This window comes from Amycolatopsis sp. A133, assembly GCF_031082405.1.
In the GTDB taxonomy this organism is placed as follows: domain Bacteria; phylum Actinomycetota; class Actinomycetes; order Mycobacteriales; family Pseudonocardiaceae; genus Amycolatopsis.
The window spans coordinates 43107-62342 of record NZ_JAVHJU010000066.1; the positions used below are offsets into that span (position 1 = coordinate 43107).

The 19236-nt window shown below is 71.0% G+C and carries 17 protein-coding genes; 8 read left to right on the forward strand and 9 right to left on the reverse strand.

What is annotated here, in order from left to right:
* Nucleotides 1–35: 35 nt before the first annotated feature.
* From Q5425_RS38670 to map, 3 genes are read right to left on the reverse strand one after another with little or no spacing between them, the layout of a single operon-like run.
* Nucleotides 36–887, reverse strand: coding sequence for an SDR family oxidoreductase (locus tag Q5425_RS38670; protein WP_308677379.1), 852 nt, complete (start codon nt 885–887; stop codon nt 36–38).
* 59 nt (nt 888–946) lie between these two features.
* Nucleotides 947–1459 carry a GNAT family N-acetyltransferase gene (locus Q5425_RS38675; protein WP_308677380.1) on the reverse strand — a complete coding sequence of 171 codons (513 nt, stop codon included), beginning with the start codon at nt 1457–1459 and terminating at the stop codon, nt 947–949.
* A gap of 8 nt (nt 1460–1467) precedes the next feature.
* A complete protein-coding gene (gene map, locus Q5425_RS38680) occupies nt 1468–2232 on the reverse strand; it encodes a type I methionyl aminopeptidase (protein ID WP_308677381.1) in 765 nt (254 codons plus the stop codon).
* A 137-nt stretch (nt 2233–2369) separates the two neighbouring features.
* On the opposite strand from map, the gene Q5425_RS38685 reads away from it, so the two are divergent.
* Genes Q5425_RS38685 through Q5425_RS38695 form a run of 3 tightly spaced genes read left to right on the forward strand, consistent with a single transcriptional unit; the run spans nt 2370 to nt 4516 of the window.
* On the forward strand, nt 2370–2864 hold the full coding sequence (locus Q5425_RS38685; RefSeq protein WP_308677382.1) for a YbaB/EbfC family nucleoid-associated protein: 495 nt from the start codon (nt 2370–2372) through the stop codon (nt 2862–2864).
* Between the two features lie 15 nt (nt 2865–2879).
* Complete coding sequence (locus Q5425_RS38690; protein WP_308677383.1) at nt 2880–3215, forward strand: hypothetical protein; 336 nt, start codon at nt 2880–2882, stop codon at nt 3213–3215.
* The gene (locus Q5425_RS38695) at nt 3212–4516 is read left to right on the forward strand and encodes a hypothetical protein (RefSeq protein WP_308677384.1); all 1305 of its coding nucleotides are present in this window, start codon (nt 3212–3214) and stop codon (nt 4514–4516) included. Before Q5425_RS38690 ends, Q5425_RS38695 begins: the two co-directional genes overlap by 4 nt.
* A 42-nt stretch (nt 4517–4558) precedes the next feature.
* Here the strand turns inward: Q5425_RS38695 and Q5425_RS38700 are convergent, their stop codons facing one another.
* From Q5425_RS38700 to Q5425_RS38715, 4 genes are all read right to left on the reverse strand, one after another.
* Entirely contained in the window at nt 4559–5713 is a 1155-nt protein-coding gene (locus tag Q5425_RS38700; protein ID WP_308677385.1) for an acyl-CoA dehydrogenase family protein, read from the reverse strand.
* Entirely contained in the window at nt 5710–7695 is a 1986-nt protein-coding gene (locus tag Q5425_RS38705) for a biotin carboxylase N-terminal domain-containing protein (RefSeq protein ID WP_308677386.1), read from the reverse strand. Before Q5425_RS38705 ends, Q5425_RS38700 begins: the two co-directional genes overlap by 4 nt.
* 5 nt (nt 7696–7700) lie before the next feature.
* Nucleotides 7701–9314 (reverse strand): carboxyl transferase domain-containing protein, encoded by a 1614-nt coding sequence (locus tag Q5425_RS38710; RefSeq protein WP_308677387.1) that lies wholly within the window; start codon nt 9312–9314, stop codon nt 7701–7703.
* 125 nt (nt 9315–9439) lie between these two features.
* Complete coding sequence (locus Q5425_RS38715) at nt 9440–10210, reverse strand: SGNH/GDSL hydrolase family protein (RefSeq protein ID WP_308677388.1); 771 nt, start codon at nt 10208–10210, stop codon at nt 9440–9442.
* A gap of 281 nt (nt 10211–10491) precedes the next feature.
* Between Q5425_RS38715 and Q5425_RS38720 the strand changes: the two genes are divergently transcribed.
* The 3 genes from Q5425_RS38720 to Q5425_RS38730 all read left to right on the forward strand — a co-directional run bounded on the left by Q5425_RS38720 (nt 10492) and on the right by Q5425_RS38730 (nt 13331).
* Complete coding sequence (locus Q5425_RS38720) at nt 10492–12093, forward strand: cellulase family glycosylhydrolase (protein WP_308677389.1); 1602 nt, start codon at nt 10492–10494, stop codon at nt 12091–12093.
* 94 nt (nt 12094–12187) lie between these two features.
* Nucleotides 12188–12778 carry a TetR/AcrR family transcriptional regulator gene (locus tag Q5425_RS38725; protein ID WP_308677390.1) on the forward strand — a complete coding sequence of 197 codons (591 nt, stop codon included), beginning with the start codon at nt 12188–12190 and terminating at the stop codon, nt 12776–12778.
* 46 nt (nt 12779–12824) lie between these two features.
* On the forward strand, nt 12825–13331 hold the full coding sequence (locus tag Q5425_RS38730; protein WP_308677391.1) for a hypothetical protein: 507 nt from the start codon (nt 12825–12827) through the stop codon (nt 13329–13331).
* Between the two features lie 9 nt (nt 13332–13340).
* Here the strand turns inward: Q5425_RS38730 and Q5425_RS38735 are convergent, their stop codons facing one another.
* Nucleotides 13341–14459, reverse strand: coding sequence for a homoserine O-acetyltransferase (locus tag Q5425_RS38735; protein WP_308677392.1), 1119 nt, complete (start codon nt 14457–14459; stop codon nt 13341–13343).
* Nucleotides 14456–15760, reverse strand: coding sequence for a bifunctional o-acetylhomoserine/o-acetylserine sulfhydrylase (locus Q5425_RS38740; protein ID WP_308677393.1), 1305 nt, complete (start codon nt 15758–15760; stop codon nt 14456–14458). The genes Q5425_RS38735 and Q5425_RS38740 overlap by 4 nt, the downstream gene beginning before the upstream one ends.
* Nucleotides 15761–15920: 160 nt before the next feature.
* Between Q5425_RS38740 and rdmE the strand changes: the two genes are divergently transcribed.
* A complete protein-coding gene (rdmE, locus tag Q5425_RS38745) occupies nt 15921–17483 on the forward strand; it encodes an aklavinone 12-hydroxylase RdmE (protein ID WP_308677394.1) in 1563 nt (520 codons plus the stop codon).
* A gap of 54 nt (nt 17484–17537) precedes the next feature.
* Nucleotides 17538–19094, forward strand: a complete 1557-nt coding sequence (locus tag Q5425_RS38750) for a helix-turn-helix domain-containing protein (protein ID WP_308677395.1) — start codon at nt 17538–17540, stop codon at nt 19092–19094.
* The last annotated feature ends 142 nt before the right edge of the window (nt 19095–19236 follow it).

The following is a 19236-nucleotide window of genomic DNA, read 5'->3' on the forward strand; positions in this document are numbered from 1 at the left end:
CGCAAGCACCCGGCAAGCACGTCCATTTCGGACGGTCACTGGTCCGTCCGGGTTACCCCGGGCCCGCTCTCCGCGGCCCGCGCTTCGTACGCCGCGCGGGCCGGGGAATGGGCCGCAGAAGCCAAAAGCCGGTCCGCCTTCAGCACTCGCGCGAGCGTTTCCCCCGCACGCCGCGGCAGCAACCGGGTGAGCTTGCCCATAGCGCCCAGCGAGCGGGGCACAAAAACGTCGAAACGAGGCTTGCGCGGCGTGGATACGATGGCGTCGGCCACATCTTCCGGCCGCACGGCCTTGAACATCTTCGCCTCACCGAGGCCGCTCGCGAGTTCCGTCCGCACGACGCCCGGCATCACGCACGAGACGTGGACGCCGCTGCCGTGCAGCTCCAGGTGCACCGCCTCGGACAGCCCGACGACCGCGTGCTTGGTGGCGCAGTAGGTCGCCGCGCCGGGGAAGCCCGCCTTGCCCGCGAAGGAGGCGACGTTGACGATGTGCCCGGACCGCCGCGGCCGCATCCGTTTCACCGCCTCGCGCGTGCCGTGGATGACGGCGTGCAGGTTGATCTCCAGCTGACGCCGGGTCGTCGCGTCGCTTTCGGTTTCGAGGTCGCCGAGCGGCATGATGCCGGCGTTGTTGATCAGCACGTCGATCCGGCCGTGGCGGCGTTCGACCTCGTCGAGGAATTCGGTGAACCCACGGATGTCGGTGACGTCCAGCGGCAGCGCATCGGCGCCCAGCTCCCCCGCCGTCTTCTCGGCCCGGACCTGGTCGAGGTCGCCGATCACCACCTTCGCGCCCAGGCGGGACAGGGCCGACGCGGTCGCCGCGCCGATCCCCTGCCCGCCGCCGGTGATGACGACGACCTTGCCCGCGAGTTCCTCGGCCATGGCGACTCCTCCGTCTGTTGGCACCGCGTCAACAGTGTCGCCCGTGCCGCCGGATCGCGCTACCCCACGCGCTGCTCCAGCACCTGCCCGACCCACTCGTCGACGGTGAACTGCACCGTCGGCCGGAACCCCTGGCTCTCGTAATACCGCTGCAGTTCGCCGTCACCACCGGCCCAGCAGTCGACGCGCACGAGGTGGATGCCGCGCCGCCGCGCCTCGTCGAGCGCGTACTCGACGAGGCGCCCGCCGACGCGCCGCCCGGCGAACCGCCGCGACGTGATGAGCAGCCGCACGTACAGCTCGCGCTCGTCGACGGCCGGCACGTGCGGGTCGTGGTCCTCCGAGACGATCAGCGCGCCGGCGGGCTCGCCGTCGACCACCGCGATGCGCAGCCCCGGGTCCGCCGCCATGCCCTTGACCCGTTCGACGCGCTTCGGGACCCGGCTCCACGGCTCGGTCCCCCACTGCTTCGAGCTGCCGCGGGCGACCAGCCATTCGACGGCTTCGTCGAAGAAGCGCAGCAACGTGTCGACATCCCCAGAGTCACCCGAACGGATGACGATGTTGTCCATCCCCCTGTCTACCGCACGGTGAGCACGCGCGGGCCGTCTTCGGTGATGGCGATGGTGTGCTCGACGTGCGCGGCCCGGCTGCCGTCGGCGGTGCGGATCGACCAGCCGTCGTCGGCGTAGCGGTAGGCGTCGCCGCCCCGGGTGAGCATCGGCTCGATCGCCAGCGCGAGGCCCGGCTTGAGCCGCATCCCGCGGCCCGCGCGGCCCTCGTTCGCCAGGTGCGGGTCCTCGTGCATCGCGCGGCCGATCCCGTGGCCGCCGTGGTCCTCGAGCATGCCGAAGCCCGACGCGCGGCCGGAGGTACCGATCGCGTAGGAGATGTCGCCGAGCTTCGCCCCCGGCTGGGCGGCGGCGATCCCGGCGGCCAGTGCACGCTCGGTCGCCTCGATCAGCGCGAGGTCGCGCGGGTCGGCGTGGCCGACGACGAAGCTGATCGCCGCGTCCCCGTTCCAGCCGTCGAGGATGGCGCCGCAGTCGATGCTGACCAGGTCGCCGTCCTGGATGCGGTACGCCGTCGGGATTCCGTGCACGACGACGTCGTTGACGCTGGCGCAGAGGACGTTGGGGTAGGGCGTCGGCGCGGACCGGGGCTGGTAGTGCAGGAACGACGGTTTTGCGCCGGCTTCGCTGATGACGTGGGCGGCGACTTCGTCCAGCTCGCGCAGGGAGACGCCGATCGCGGCCGCCTCCTTGACCGCGTGCAGGGTGTTCGCCACCACCCGGCCGGCTTCGCGCATCATCGCCAGCTCGGACTCCGTTTTGATCTCGACCATGGCGATAACTATACCGGTATAGTTATCGCTGTCCAGCGAGGGGCGCGTTCAGCTGGCGGCTCCGTCGGGGTCATCCGGAGTTCAACGAGCGCTGATTGACTTCGTTCGTCCACAACCTCTCTGGCGACGAGGACAAATTGACCCAGTCAGTGCCCGACGGCGACCCGCTCGCCGCGTTCGGCGCCGAACTCGCGGAAATCCGGGCGAAAGCCGCGGCCACCCAGGAAAAACTCCGGTCGGCGGTCGCCAGCGTGCGGTCGCCGGACGGGGCGGTCTCGGTGACCGTCGGCCCGAGCGGCGTCCTGCAGGACCTCCGGTTCGGCCCCCGCGCGTACGAACGACCCCCGCAAGCCCTGTCCGGCCTGGTGATGCAGCTGATCGGCCGCGCGCAGCAGCAGGTCTCGGCCCAGGTGGCCGACGCGTTCGGCGGCATGGTCGGCGAAAACTCGGCCGCCCGCGAACTCCTCGACGAGTTCCTGCCGGAGCCGGAAGCGGGCCCGCCGCAGCCGGCGGCCGAAGAGCGCCCCCCGCACCAGCCGCCACCGAGTCCGCAGCAGCCGCAGCACGGTCAGCCGCGTCGTCGTCCCCGGCCCACCCCGGAAGAGGACGACGGCGAAAGCAACCCCTGGTAGTACGGAGGAGAACCGGTGGTTTCCGGAGCAGGTTTCTCGGTCGACCCGGCCGAGCTGCAGAAGTTCAGCCAGTTCCTGTCGGGCACCACGCAACCGGCGGTGCAGGACGCCGCGAACCGGATGCAGGCCGCCAACGGGTTCGACAACGCCGCGTTCGGCATCCTGCTCGCGCAGGTGCTGGCCGTGCCCTCGCGGATCACGATGGGCGTGATCACCGGCGAGATCGGCAAGCTCGCCGGTGACATCGGCAAGTCCGCAGCGGACGTGAAGAAGGCCGCCGAAACGTACGCGACCCACGACGCGAACACGGCACAGGGTTTGAGCACCTTCGAGACGGAGCTGGGCAAGTGACCGTTCCCATCACGGCATCGAACTCCACCACCGGCGCCGGCGTCTTCGACAGCTGGAAGCAGGTCGGCGACTCGATCGGCAAGGTCCAGACCGAGCACGGCGGCGACCTCGCGGCCGTCAGCGTCGAGCTCGGCATCAACATCATCAGCGCCGCGCTCGACACCGTCGCGTTCGTCATGGACCCCCTTTCGAAGCTGATCGCCGCGGGCCTGGGCTGGCTGATCGAGCACGTCTCGTTCCTGAAGTGGCCGCTGGACCAGGTCGCGGGCAACCCGTCCGAGGTCACGAAGCTCGCCAACGAGCTGCACAAGATCGGCGAGTCGCTGCGCCACACCGGCACCGAGCTCGACGACACGCTCAAGTCGACGATCACCCAGTGGCAGGGCAAGGGCTACGACAGCTTCAAGAAGTCGATCGACGACCGGAAGGGCTGGATCGACGCGAACGCGAAGGCCTCGGACGTCGCCGGCTACATGGTCGAGACCACCGGGGCGCTGATCGCCGCGGTCCGTTCGCTGCTGCGCGACATCATCACGACGATCCTCGGCGACATCATCTCCACGATGCTGATCGCCCTCGCGATGGCCGCGTTCACCTTCGGCGCGTCGATCGCCGTCGGGGTCAGCAAGATCATCGTGCAGGTCTCGATCCAGGTCGCGGCGATGGCGGCCAAGCTCGCCAAGGTCGTCGCCTACGCCGGACGCACCATGGCCCGGCTCACCCACCTGTCGAAGCTGGTCAAGCCGAAGCCGGGCGCGTCGAACGCGGGCCACGAGCTGACCCCGGTGCCGCGCCCGGGCGGCGGGAACACCGTGCCCAACTTCTCGCGGCCGCTGCCGCCGAAACCGGCACCGCCGGGCACCGCGATCACCCACGACAACCCCGGCCCCGCGGGCGCCACGCCGAGCACGCGGCCCCCGGGTGACGGCACCACGCCGAACTTCTCGCGGCCGCTGCCGAAGCCGGCGGACCCGCCGCCTCCGGCCAAGCCGCCGTCCCCGCAGTCGCACCTGAGCGAGCACGACTTCCCGATGATCAAGAAGCACGAGGACTGGCTGAAGACCAAGTTCGGGGACAGCTACCAGAAGATGAAGTTCGCCGACGACTGGATCAAGAAGAACCACCCGGACTACTACCCGATGCTGAAGGCTCTCTCCGACGCCAAGAGCTCGAAGAACTTCGCCGGCTGGGCGGGCAAGAGCATCGTGCAGGTCGACCGCGGTCTGACCGACATCCAGATGCAGGCGGAAGCCGCGTGGGCCGAAGAGGACAAGAAGCAGCAACAGCAGCAGCAGCACTAGCCCCGAGGGGCACCTCCGCGGGAGGTGCCCCTTCGGGGAACGTCAGGCGACCCCGAGGTGCCGCGAGATCAGCATCTTCTGGACCTCGCTGGTCCCCTCGCCGATCTCCAGGATCTTCGCGTCGCGGTAGAAGCGGCTCACCGGGTACTCGTTCATGAACCCGTAACCGCCGAAGATCTGGGTTGCGTCGCGCGCGTTGTCCATGGCCGCGTTCGACGCCACTAGCTTCGCGATCGACGCCTCCTTCTTGAACGGCTCGTCGCGCAGCATCTTCGACGCCGCCTGGTAGTACGCCAGGCGGGCGGTGTGCGTGCGGACCTCCATGTCGGCGATCTTGAACTGGATCGCCTGGTACTCGCCGATCCGCTTGCCGAACGCGACGCGGTCCTTCACGTACTGGAGGCACTCGTCGACGCAGCCCTGCGCCAGGCCCACCGACAGCGCGGCGATCGCGACCCGGCCCTCGTCCAAGATGGACAGGAACTGCGCGTAACCCCGGCCACGGACGCCGATCAGGTTGTCCACCGGCACCCGGACGTCCGAAAAGGACAGCTCGTGGGTGTCCGAGCAGTTCCAGCCGACCTTGGAGTACTTCGGCGCGACCTCGAAGCCCGGCGTGCCGGACGGGACCAGGATCGCCGAGATCTCCTTGCGGCCGTTCTCCATCACGTCGGTGACCGCGGTGGCCGTGACGAACCTGGTGATGTCCGTGCCCGAGTTCGTGATGAACGCCTTGCTGCCGTTGATGACCCAGTCGTCGCCGTCCTGACGCGCCCGCGTGCGCGTCGCCCCCGCGTCGGAGCCGCCGCCGGGCTCGGTGAGGCCGAAGCCACCCAAAGCGGTCCCCTCGCACAGCGACGGCAGCCACTCTTCCTTCTGCGCCTGCGTCCCGAAGCGGTGGATCGGCATCGCGCCGAGCGAAACGCCGGCCTCCAGGGTGATCGCGACCGACGAGTCGACGCGCGCCAGCTCCTCGAGCGCCAGGCACAGCGCGAAGTAGTCGCCGCCCATGCCGCCGAACTCCTCCGGGAACGGCAGGCCGAACAGGCCCATCTCGCCCATCTTCGCGACGATGGCGTACGGGAACTCTTCCTTCTCGTACAGGTCGCCGATCACCGGCGCGACCTCGGCGTGCGCGAAGTCCTCGACGGTCTTGCGGAGGGACTCGTACTCCTCGTCCAGGCGGAAGTCGATCACTGCTGCTCCTCGTGGGGCATAACGATGGCAAGGGTTTCGTCCAGCGCGACCTGTTGACCGGCCCGGACGGGGAGTTCGCTGACCACGCCGTCGATCGGCGCGGTGACCGTGTGCTCCATCTTCATCGCTTCGACTACCAGCAACGGCGTCCCGGCCTTCACCACGTCACCGGCCGCAACCTTCACGACCAGCACCGTGCCCGGCATCGGGCTGGTGACCGGACCCGCCCCGGCCGCCTCGCCGCGCGACGCCAGCTCGAATTCCTGCTCGCCGAACGGGAAGCCGAGCCCGTCACGCGCCAGCCAGACCGTCCTGTCCGGACCGCAAGCCTGGCGGTAGCGGTGGAAGCCGCCCGCGTGCCGGATCTCCAGAACGTCGCCATCGCGGCGAGCCGACACGTGAACCGGCGAAGCGTCATCGACGAACACCGTTGCCGAAGCCGGCGTCCCCTGCACCCGGACCACCGCGCGGGCGGCGCCGGACTTCAGCCGGAACGTCACCCCGCCGGACCCGCCCATCCGCCAGCCGTCCGGCACGTCCCACGGGTCCACCACGGGCCCGGACGGCTGCAGCTCCAGGAACCGGTCCAGCGCGGCCGCGACGAAGAACTCCGCGGGCACGTCGGAGGAGACCAGCTCGGACAGCCGCCGGTCGACGAGCTCGGTGTCGAGCCGGCCGGCCCGGACGTCGGCGTCCGCCAGCAGCGCGCGCAGGAACGCGGTGTTCGTGCCGATGCCCAGCAACGCCGTGTCGGCGAGCGCCAGGTCGAGCCGGTGCAGCGCCGCCGCGCGGTCCGGGCCCCAGGCGATGACCTTGGCCAGCATCGGGTCGTAGTTCGAGCCGACCACCGCGCCGGGCGTCATCCACGAGTCGACGCGGACACCGTCACCGGACGGCTCGTGCACCGCCAGCACCGTGCCGCCGGTCGGGATGAACCCGCGCGCCGGGTCCTCGGCGTACACCCGGGCTTCGACGGCGTGGCCGTTCAGCACCACGTCGTCCTGGGCCAGGGAAAGGCGTTCACCGGCCGCGACCCGGACCTGCCACTCGACCAGGTCGAGGCCGGTGACCAGTTCGGTGACCGGGTGCTCGACCTGCAGCCGGGTGTTCATCTCCATGAAGAAGAACTCGTCCGGGTCGTGGGCCGACATGATGAACTCGACGGTCCCCGCGCCGACGTACCCCACCGAGCGGGCGGCCTCGACCGCCGCCGAGCCCATCTTTTTGCGGGTCGCGGGATCGAGCAGCACCGACGGCGCTTCTTCGATGATCTTCTGGTGACGGCGCTGCAGGCTGCACTCGCGCTCGCCGAGGTGGATGACGTGGCCGTGCTTGTCGGCCAGGACCTGGATCTCGATGTGCCGCGGCGTCGTGACGAACCGCTCCATCAGCAGCGTGTCGTCGCCGAACGACCCCTTGGCCTCGCGCCGCGCGGACTCGATCGCGGAGTCCAGCTCTTCGGGACCGTGCACCAGCCGCATCCCCTTGCCGCCACCACCGGCGGACGGCTTCAGCAACAGCGGGTACCCCACGCGAGCGGCGGCTTCCGCGAAGCCGCCTTCCGGAATGTCCACATCGGACGCACCGGGCACGACCGGCACCCCGGCCTTCGACACCGTCGCCTTGGCGCGGATCTTGTCGCCCATGGCGTCGATCGCCGCGACCGGCGGGCCGATGAACACCAGCCCGGCGGCCTCGCAGGCCCGCGCGAACTCGGCGTTCTCCGCCAGGAAGCCGTACCCCGGGTGCACGGCCTGCGCGCCGGAGGACACGGCAGCGTCCACAATGGCCTCGATCGACAGGTAGCTCTTCGCCGCCTCCGCGGGTCCGATGCGCACCGCCGTGTGCGCCTCGCGGACGTGCCGTGCGTCGGCGTCCGCGTCGCTGTACACGGCGACCGCGCGGATGCCGAGAGCCCGCAGCGTGCGGATGACCCGGACCGCGATCTCGCCCCGGTTCGCGACCAAAACCGAATCGAACATGTCCCTCACATCCGGAAGACGCCGTAGTTGACCTCGGACAGCGGCGCGTTGGCCGCGGCCGAGAGGGCCAGTCCGAGCACCGTGCGGGTGTCCGCCGGGTCGATCACGCCGTCGTCCCACAGCCGCGCGGTGGAGTAGTACGGGCTGCCCTGCGCCTCGTACTGCTCGCGGATCGGATCCTTGAAGGCCTCTTCGTCCTCTGTGGACCACTCGCCGCCGCGGGCCTCGATCGAGTCGCGGCGGACCGTCGACAGCACCGACGCCGCCTGCTCGCCGCCCATCACCGAGATCCGCGCGTTCGGCCACATCCACAGGAAGCGCGGCGAGTAGGCCCGGCCGCACATCGAGTAGTTGCCGGCCCCGAACGAGCCGCCGATGACGACGGTCAGCTTCGGCACCCGCGCGCACGCGACGGCGGTGACCATCTTCGCGCCGTGCTTGGCGATGCCGCCCGCCTCGTACGCGCGTCCGACCATGAAGCCGGTGATGTTCTGCAGGAACAGCAGCGGGATCGAGCGCTTGTCGCACAGTTCGATGAAGTGCGCGCCCTTCATCGCCGACTCGGCGAAGAGCACGCCGTTGTTCGCGATGATGCCGACCGGGTGGCCGTGGATCCGGGCGAACCCGGTGACCAGGGTGGCGCCGTACTCCTTCTTGAACTCGGCGAACCGGCTGCCGTCGACGATCCGGGCGATCACCTCACGCACGTCGTAGGGCGTGCGCGGGTCGGTCGGCACGACGCCGTACAGCTCGGCCGGGTCGACGGCGGGCGCTTCGGTCGCCACGACGTCCCACGGCCGCGGGGCGCGCGGCCCCAGCGTCGACACGATCGAGCGAACGATCCGCAGCGCGTGGGCGTCGTCGTCGGCCAGGTGGTCGGTGACGCCGGACTGGCGCGCGTGGACGTCGCCGCCGCCGAGTTCCTCCGCCGTCACGACCTCGCCGGTCGCCGCCTTCACCAGCGGCGGGCCGCCGAGGAAGATCGTGCCCTGGTTCCGGACGATCACGGCCTCGTCGCTCATCGCCGGGACGTACGCGCCGCCCGCGGTGCACGAGCCGAGCACGGCGGCGATCTGCGGGATGCCGCGCGCGGACATGGTCGCCTGGTTGTAGAAGATCCGGCCGAAGTGTTCACGATCCGGGAAGACCTCGTCCTGCCTGGGCAGGAACGCGCCGCCGGAGTCCACCAGGTAGACGCACGGCAGGTTGTTGTGCAGCGCGACCTCCTGGGCGCGCAGGTGCTTCTTCACCGTCATCGGGTAGTACGTGCCGCCCTTGACGGTGGCGTCGTTGGCGACGACCACGCATTCCCGGCCCGACACCCGCCCGACGCCGGTGATGATGCCCGCGGACGGCGCTTCGTCGTCGTAGAGCCCGTTCGCCGCCAGCGGCGACAGTTCGAGGAACGGCGAACCCGGGTCCAGCAGCGTGTCGACGCGGTCGCGGGGCAGCAGCTTGCCGCGCTCGACGTGCCGGGTGCGCGCTTTCTCCGGTCCGCCGAGGCGGGCGCTCGCCAGCCGTTTGCGGAGGTCTTCCACCAGCTCCGCGTGGGAGGTGGCGTTGCGGGCGTGGGCCTCGCTGTCCGGGGCAGCCGAAGTCCCCAGTGCCGGCGTGTCCATGGGCTCCCTCGAAGTTAGCGGTCGTTAACCTCCGTCCCGATGTTAGCGACCGCTAACGTGGGTGTCCAGTCGCCGGAATGCGGAACGGCCACCCCGGCGGACCGGGGTGGCCGTCACGGGCGCGGTCAGCCGATCGCCGCCCGCAGCGGGGCGTAGTAGCCGCCCGACTGCCCGGCCGCGGTCGGGTGGTAGGACTCGATCACCGGCCAGGTCAGGCTGTGCAGGTAGTCGTCGGCCGACGAGCAGATGTTGTGCCCGACGAACGACGGCCGGACGTCGACGAACGTCGCCCCGGCCGAGGCCGCCCGCGACTGGATGACCGACGCGAGCGTGTCGGCACCCGAGTTGATCGCCGTGCGCTTGGTGTCGCTCAGCCCCACCCAGCAGGAGCCGGGCACGGTGTAGAAGCGCGGGTAGGACAGGACGACGAGCTTGGCGCCCGGCGCCTTGGCCTTGATCGCGTTGTAGGTGTTGGTCAGCAGCGGCGGCAGCGTGTTGTTGACGTACGTCTTGGCCGTGTTGACCCGGTTCACGCAGTCGGAGTCGCTGCCCAGGGTGCAGGTCTGGATCACGTCGCTGAACCCGGCGTCGTTCCCGCCGACGGTCACCGTGACGAGCGTGGCCGACGAGGGGATCGAGTTCGCCTGGTTGATCACGTCCCCGGTGCGGGCCCCGGAGCAGGCCAGGAACGTGAACGAGGTACCGCTGTGGGCGTTGGTCCACAGCTGGGGATAGGCCTTGGAGCTGCGGTAACAGCTCCCGGAACTGCCGTAGCTGCCGGCTCCGACCCCCGAGGAGTAGGAGTCGCCGAGCGCGGCGTAGACGGTCCCGGCGGCGTGGGCGAGGCCCGTGACACCGAGAGTGGCAACAACAACGGCCCCCAGGGCCGTGCTCAACCGTAGGAGGGATCGCCGGAAATCACGGGTGGGAACAGCCATGGGTCACTCCTTTGTGACAGGGCCGACCCAAATAGGACAGCAGGTGGGAGGCTCACAAGGAACCCCTAGATACCGGCGGATACCCACTCGGCCCACACCGGAAGTGTGAAACGTCAGCGGCCGGTCAGCCGTCGTTTCCCGCGGCGCAGGATTCGCACTGGGCCCTTGACAGGGAGTCCGCGATCGCTAACCTCGTCTGGGAGCGCTCCCAGAACGACGTTTCGCTCAAAGGAGAGCAGATGACGCAGCTGAGAAAGGCGTTCGGCCTGCTGGCCGCGGCCGTGGTGGCCGCGAGCGGGCTGGTCACCTTCGGCGCGACCGGCCAGGTCGCGGCGGCCGCCGGCGGTACGGGCACCGGGTACCTGCACACCAGCGGCAACAAGATCCTGGACAGCACCGGCGCGACGGTCCGGCTGACCGGCATCAACTGGTTCGGGATGGAGACCGACAACAAGACCTTCCACGGCCTGTGGTCCAGCCGCACCTGGCGCCAGCAGCTCGACCAGATGGCGCAGCTGGGCTACAACACCCTGCGCGTGCCGTTCTCCGACGACGCGCTGAAACCCGGCGCCACGGCGACCGGTATCAACGACTACACCAACCCCGACCTGGTCGGGCTTTCCCCGCTGCAGATCCTCGACAAGGTGATCGGCTACGCGGGGCAGAAGGGGATGCGCGTCATCCTCGACCGGCACCGGCCGACCAGCTCGGGTCAGACCGCGCTCTGGTACACCGCCGGCGTCCCGGAAAGCACTTGGATCAACGACTGGAAGACGCTTGCCCAGCACTACGCGGGCAACACCACGGTCATCGGCGCCGACCTGCACAACGAGCCGCACGCCGAGGGCACCAACCCGGCCGCGACCGGCGCGTGCTGGGGCTGCGGCGACACCGCCCGCGACTGGCGGCTGGCCGCCGAACGCGCCGGCAACGCGATCCTGGGCGTGCAGCCGAACTGGCTGATCTTCGTCGAGGGTGTGAGCTGCCCGAGCGGCGGGCTGTCGAACGTGTGGGACGGCGACCCGTCCAACGACGAGGACTGCGGCTGGTGGGGTGGGAACCTGTCGAAGGCGGGCGAGTTCCCGGTACGCCTGTCCGTGCCCGGCCGGCTGGTGTACTCCCCGCACGAGTACGCCACCTCGGTCTACGACCAGCCGTGGTTCAGCGCTCCCGACTACCCGGCGAACCTGCCCGCGATCTGGGACCACTACTGGGGTTACCTGTACAAGCAGAACATCGCGCCGCTGATGATGGGCGAGTTCGGCTCCACGCTGGCGAACCCGGTCGACAAGGTGTGGCTGGAAAAGCTGATGGCCTACACCGGGACGGGCGTCAACGGCATCTCGTTCACCTACTGGTCGTGGAACCCCAACTCCGGTGACACCGGCGGCATCGTCGGCGACGACTGGACCACGGTCAACCAGGCGAAGCAGAGCATCCTCCAGCCCTACCTCATCCCACCGACCGGCGGCGGCGGCCCCGACCCGACGACGACCACCCCGACCACCCCGACGACCGGCGGCGGCACCGGCGGGTGCACGACGGCGTGGAAACTGGACAATTCCTGGCAGGGCGGCTTCCAGGGCACGTTGACCGTCACCAACACCGCGACGAACGCCGCCAATCCGTGGACCGTCCTGTTCGCCCTGCCCGCCGGAGCCACCATCGCCAGCGGCTGGAACGGCACCTTCACCCAGACCGGAACCACGGTCACCGTGAGCGCGCCCTCCTACAGCCCGTCCCTGGGCGCCGGAGCGGCGGTGTCGCTCGGTTTCACCGCCAACGGCCCGTCGGGCGCACCTTCGGCCGTCAAGCTCGGCGCGGCGGCCTGCACCGCGTGACCTGCTCCTGGCTGCGGTGCCGTCAGGGCACCGCAGCCGGGGCCGGGACGCAGTGACGTTAGCGCTCGCTAACCTGCCGCTCTAATATGGCGAGATGCCGGCGACCCCCACCCCGCTCGTGAACGGCGAAAAGGCGAACAGGCGCGAACAGATCCTGGCCGCGGCGGCGGAGCTGTTCGCCCACCACGGCTTCCACGGCGTCGGCATCGACGACATCGGTGCCGCGGTCGGCATCTCCGGCCCGGCGCTCTACCGGCACTTCCGCAGCAAGGACGCGATCCTCGGCGAGATGCTGAACTCGATCAGCCGCTACCTGCTCGACGGCGGCACGGCGCGGGCGAGCCGGCCGGGCGAGCCCGACGACACGCTGACCGGGCTCGTGCGCTTCCACGTGGACTTCGCCCTCGCGCACCCCGCGTTGATCACCGTTCAAGAGCGCAACCTCGCCAACCTCACCGACGCCGACCGCAAGCAGGTGCGCGCGCTCCAGCGCCAGTACGTCGAGGTGTGGGTGCGCGTGATCCGCGAAGCGGTCCCGGAGCTGGGAGAACGGCAGGCCCGGTCGGCGGCACACGCCGTGTTCGGACTGATCAATTCGACGCCGTACAACCGCCATCTCGGTGACGACGAGCTCGCCGAACTGCTCTGCCGCCTCGCGCTGGGTGCCCTTCGCGCGGCCGGATGACCCTCGGCGGATCAAGGTATCCCCACGAGCGCCGTCGTGGTGTTTGATGGGGCACGTGGACCCGGATTGGAGCGAGCAGGAGCGCCGGCTCGTCGAGAAGGCTCAGCGCGCGTTGACCGCGCTGAGCCTCGGCGACGACGCCGAAGCGCTGGGCGAGGTCGCCCCGTCGGCCGCCGAGCCCCAGGCCCGCGCGGACGAGACGAAGGCCCTGATGCTGCTGCTCTTCGGCGAGTGCAGCGCGATGGTCTCCACCCTCGGCGACGGGGGCAGCGCCCCGGTGAAGGTCCAGGTGTTCGACGAGGACGGCGAAGAGGTCTCGATCGACCAGGCCGACCCGCCGGTGCGGACCGCGGTCCGGACGCTGCTCGCGGAGGTGCACGGCAACACCGAAGCCGCGCAGGAGCAGGTCGAGATCGCCCTGGCCAACGCGGCCCCGGACGAGGTCGACAGCCTCGTCCTGCAGGCCCTGCGCTGGACGATCCGGCTGTCGGCGGAGTGCCTGGACCGCGACCTGCCGGTGGCCCCCTGGATCTCCGAGGCCGTCTCGGACTAGCCCCGAGCGTCAGCCGAGCAGGTGCTTGACCAGGGCCGCGATCTGGCCGGTCTCGATGAGGAAAGAATCGTGGCCGTACGGCGACGACACCACCGACGGCTCCGGCGCACCCGGGATCCCGGCCGCGATCTCCGCCGACTGGTACAGCGGGTAGAGCCGGTCGCTGTCGACGCCGCCGATCACCGCCCGTGCCGTCACCCGGCCCAGTGCCGCCGCCACGCCGCCGCGGCCGCGGCCGACGTCGTGGGTGTTCATCGACTCCGTCAGCACCAGGTAGCTGTTGGCGTCGAAGCGGCGCGCCAGCTTGGCCGCGTGGTGGTCCAAATAGGACTCGACGGCGAACCGGCCGCCGCGCAGGGGATCTTCGCCGTCCTGCGCGGAACGACCGAACCGCTGGGCCAGCTCGGGCTCGCTGCGGTAGGTGACGTGCGCGATCCGGCGGGCGATGCCGAGTCCGGCCACGGGCCCCGAAGGCGCCGAGTAGTAGTCGCCGCCGTGGAAGAACGGGTCGCTGCGGATCGCGTGCAGCTGCGGGGAGGCCCAGGCGATCTGCTCGGCGGACGCCCGCGCGGTCGACGCCAGCACCAGCACCGACGCCACCCGCGAGGGCAGCGACACCGCCCACTCCAGCGCGCGCATCCCGCCCATCGACCCGCCGACCACGGCCGCCCACCGCGCGACGCCGAGCGCGTCCGCCAGTACCGCCTCGGCCGCGACCTGGTCCCGCACCGTCACCACCGGGAACCGGCTGCCCCACGGCCGCCCGTCGGGCGAAGGCGACGACGGCCCGGTCGAGCCCTGGCAGCCGCCCAGCACGTTCGGGGCCACAACGAAGAACTCGTTCGTGTCCACCGCCTTGCCCGGCCCGATCAGCCCGTCCCACCAGCCCGTGCTCGGGTGCCCCGGCCCGGCGGGCCCGGCCGCGTGGCTGTCCCCGGTCAGCGCGTGCTCGACGAGGATCGCGTTGGACGCGTCGGAATCCAGCGTCCCCCACGTCTCGTACGCGAGCGAAAAGGCGGGTAGCACGCCACCGGCCTCCAGCGCGAGCGCGCCGGGGCCGGTGACGAACTTCCGGCGGCCCGGCGGATCACCGATCCGCCAGGCGCCGGTGACGGGCCCAGCCGTCACAGTTCCGCCTTGGCCGCCCGGAATCCGGCCTCCAGGTCGGCCTTGAGGTCCTCGATGCCTTCCAGCCCGACGGCGAGCCGGACCAGCCCCGGCGTGACGCCGCTGGAGAGCTGCTCCGCCGGCGTCAGCTGGCTGTGCGTGGTCGACGCCGGGTGCACGATCAGGCTGCGGACGTCGCCGATGTTCACCAGCTGGCTGTGCAGCTCGGTGCCGTCGACGAACTTGCGGCCCGCCTCGACGCCGCCGCGCAGGTCGAAGGACAGGACCGCGCCCGCGCCGCGCGGGAGGTACTTCTGCGCGTTGGCGTAGTGCGGGCTCGACGGGAGGCCGGCGTAGTAGACCTTCTCGACCTCGTCGCGCTGTTCGAGCCACGTGGCCAGCGCCTGCGCGTTCGCCACGTGCCGCTCGAGACGCAGTGACAGCGTCTCGATGCCCTGCAGGATCAGGAAGCTGTTCAACGGCGCGATCGCCGCGCCGGTGTCGCGGAGGATCTGGACGCGCGCCTTCGCCGCGTAGGCACCCGGCCCGAGCGCTTCCCAGTACTTCAGGCCGTGGTAGCTCGGGTCCGGCTCGTTGAAGCCGGGGAACTTCGCCGGGTCCTGGCCGAAGTCGAACGTGCCGCCGTCGACCAGCACGCCGGCCACCGTCGTCCCGTGGCCGCCGAGGTACTTCGTCGCCGAGTGCACGACGACGTCGGCGCCGTGCTCGATCGGGCGCAGCAGGTACGGCGTCGGCACGGTGTTGTCGACGACGAGCGGGACGCCGGCCTCGTGCGCGACGTCGGCGACGCCCCGGATGTCGAGGACGTTGCTGCCCGGGTTGGCCAGCGTCTCGGCGAAGAACAGCTTGGTGTTCGGCCGGACCGCGGCGCGCCACTGCTCCAGGTCGTCCTGGTCCTCGATGAAGGTGACCTCGACGCCGAGCTTCGGCAGCGTGTAGTGGAAGAGGTTGTAGGTGCCGCCGTAGAGCGAGGGGCTCGAGACGAAGTGGTCGCCCGCGCCGGCGAGGTTCAGGATCGCCGCCGTGGTCGCGGCCGAGCCGGACGCGAACGCGAGCGCCGCGACACCGCCTTCGAGCGCGGCGAGCCGCTGCTCCAGCACGTCCTGGGTGGGGTTCATGATCCGCGTGTAGATGTTGCCGGGCTCGGCCAGGCTGAACAGGTCGGCGCCGTGCTGGCTGTCGCGGAAGACGTACGACGTCGTCTGGTAGATCGGCGTCGCCCGCGCTCCCGTGGCCGGGTCCGGCGCGGCACCCGCGTGGATCTGCTTGGTCTCGAAGGACCACGCCGAATTCTCGGCCATCGGTTTTCTCCTTGCGGCTCAAGGGCTTCGTGAGGGCTGCCGGGACGAAGCTACTTGCGCCGAACGGCCTACCCAACCCGTCCCACCTCCTGGGAGCGGAGTCGCCTTGTCAAGTAAATCTCTCTGTGTCTAAGATATTCGCACACGGAGATTCACAGATATGGAGGTAGTCGTGGTGGAGCGGGTGCAGGTGCTGGTCGTCGGCGCTGGGCTGGGTGGACTGTCGGCGGCGTTGTTCCTGGCGCAGGCGGGGGTGGACGTGCTGGCCGTCGAGCGGCACGCGGGGACGTCGGTCCACCCGCGCGCCGCCGGGCAGAACTGGCGCACGATGGAGTTGTTCCACTGGGCGGGAATCGACCGCGAGGTGCGGGCGGCGAGCCCGCGGGCGTCGCAGGGGCTGCGGATCACCGTCGCGACCAGCCTGGCCGGCCGGGTGCTGCACCGGCTCGTCGAGGACGGCAGCGAGTTCGACGTCTCGGCCTCGACGACGCTGCCCGCCGCCATGGCCGGCCAGGACGTCGTGGAGCCGATCCTGCTGGCGCACGCGGAAAAGGCCGGCGCGCGGGTGGCGTTCCGGACCGAACTGACCGGCCTCACCCAGGACGACGACGGCGTCACCGCGACGCTGCGCCACCGCGAGTCCGGCGAGGAAACCGTGGTGCACGCGGACTACGTCGTCGCCGCCGACGGCGGGCGCAGCGGGATCCGGGAGCGGCTCGGCATCGGGACCACCGGGGTGGACGCGCTGAGCCACTGCCTCGGCGTGGTGTTCGACGCCGACCTCGGCGACCGCGTCCAGGCGGGGGTGGCCGACCTGTTCTACCTGCAGCACCCGGACTTCACCGCCGGGTTCGTCACCACCGACGTGCCGAACCGGTACGTCTTCGCCCCGGACTACTTCCCCGACCGCGGCGAACGCCCGGCCGACTTCACACACGACCGGCTCGTGGCGATGATCCGCGCCGCCACCGACCTGCCGGAACTGGACCCGGAGATCGTCTGGACCGGCTCGTGGGAAGTTGCCGCGCGGCTCTCCGACCGGTTCCGCTCCGGGCGGGTCTTCCTGGTCGGCGACGCGGCGAAGGTGACCCCGCCGACCGGCGGGATGGGCGGCAACACGGCGGTCGGCGACGCCGCGGACATCGCGTGGAAGCTCGCCGCGGTGCTGCGCGGCGAAGCGGGGCCGGCGCTGCTCGACACCTACGAAGCCGAGCGGAAGCCGATCGCGCGGATGGTCGTCGACACGTCGCTGCACAACATGAAGCAGCGCATGCACCCCGATCTCGACGTCTCCGGGCTGACGAAGGCCGAAGACCAGCTCGCGATCCTCCTCGGGTTCCGCTACCGCTCGACGGCGGTGCTCCCGGAGGAGCCGGACGACGGCGAGCGCGTCGAGGACGTGGCGTCCCCGACCGGGCGGCCCGGCTTCCGGGCGCCGAGCCTGGAGTCCACTGTGGACCTCTTCGGGCACTCGTGGGTGCTGCTGTGCGCCACCGACGGCACGCGGTGGCAGCCGGCCGCGGCGGACATCGCGGCGGAGCTGGGCGTCCGCCTCGACAGCCACGTGCTCGACGACGACGTCTTCGCCGCTCGTTACGGCCTGTCGGCGGGCGGCGCTTCGCTGGTGCGGCCCGACGGCATCGTCGCGTGGCGGTCCCCGGAACCGGCCGGGGACCCCGCCGGCGAGCTGTGGCGGGTCCTGACGGCGGTGTTGTCCCGTTAGCCGCCCTGACGACCCTACCGAGCCATTCCCCGGTTCCTCGGCGAGAATGCTCCCGTGGTTTCGGTGCGCAACGTGGTCGACCGGGTGGGGCCGACGCTGCTCCACGCGCTCCAGGTGCCCGAAGACTCGCCCGCGGTCGCCGACGTCGTCATCGCCGAACCCGGCGGTGCCCTCACCCTGGCCGCCGGCGACCTCGTCCTCGGCGTTGCCACGACCGGGCCCGAAGACGCCGCCGAACTGGTGAAGCAGAGCGCCGCACAGGGCGCCGCCGCCGTCCTGCTCAAGCCGCCGCTGGCCGCAAAACCGGCGGTGAAGCGGGCCGCGAAGGCCAGCGGGATCGCGCTGATCCAGGTGCACGCCGCGACGTCGTGGGCACAGCTGGTCTGGCTGCTGCGGACCGTCCTCGACGCCCTCGCCGACGAGTCGGAGGACCTCGACCCCGGGTCCGGCGACCTGTTCCGGCTCGCCGACGCCGTCGCAAGCGTCGTCGACGCGCCGGTGACCATCGAGGACACCAACTCGCGCGTGCTCGCCTACTCCGCGCGCCAGGACCTGACCGACCCCGCCCGCGTCGCCACGATCATGGGCCGCCGCATCCCCGACGACGTGCTCGCGCGGTTCCGGTCGCGCGGGGTGTTCCGGGAGCTCTCCCGCGGCCGGCAGACGATCTTCGTCCCGGCGCAGCGCGACGGCACGCTGCCGCGGCTGATCGTGCCGATCCGGATGGGCGGCGAGCTGCTCGGGTCGATGTGGGCGGTGGTCGCCGGGCCCGTGTCCGACGAGCGCGCGGCCGCGTTCGCCGACGCCGCCCCCGTCGTCGCGCTGCACCTGCTGCGGCGCCGCGCGCACACCGACGCGCAGCGCCGCGCGTCGGCCGAGCTGCTGCGCACGGTGCTCGAAGGCCGCGCGAACCCGCGCAAGGCGATGGCGGAGCTGGACCTGTCCGACGAGCCGCACCGCGTGGTCGTCATCGAGGTCACCGGCGGCGACGGGCGCGACGCCGAAGGGCTGCGGCTCGCCCTGCTCGAACGGATCTCCCAGGGCATCGGCAGCCGTCCGGTGGCGACCGAGCTCGCCGGGCTGCTCTACGCCGTGGTGCCCGACCGGCCGGGGCCGGGCGGCTGGGCCGAGCTGCGGCAGGCCCTGGAAGCGCAGCCGGCGTCCCGGCGCGGTGGCGCCCCGCGCGCGGCGGCGGGCGCACCCGCCGAGATCGGCGACCTCTCGGTGTCCCGCGCCCAGGCCGACGAAGCCCTCGGCCTGCTGCGCGCCGAAATCCTCGGCGAGCGCGTGATCGCCTTCGACGAGGCCTGGACGGCGTTGACGCTGCACCGCGGCGCGACGGCGGCGGCCGCGGCCAAGGTCGCCGACCTCGGTCCGCTGAGCACGCTGCGCGCGCACGACGAAGCGGGCAAAGCGGGCTACGTCGAGACGCTCTACGAGTGGCTGCGGCACCCCGGCGACCCGCGGGCGGCGGCGCGGGAGCTGCGGATCCACCCGAACACCCTGCGGTACCGGATGCGGAAGCTGCTCGAGCTGGTGCCGCTGGACCTCGACGACCCCGACGTCCGGCTGGCGCTGCTCACCCAGCTGGTCGCCATCCGCTGGAGCTGATGGGCCGTTCGGCCCAGCGTCCGGCTTATGCGTTACTCCGCATGGATCGCGCCGATCGTTCGGATTGTCTTTTCCAGCCGAAAGATGGTGGATTCGGGGGGTCGTGTGCCGCATTTTCTCTTCACCACCCCGGGTAGCCGGG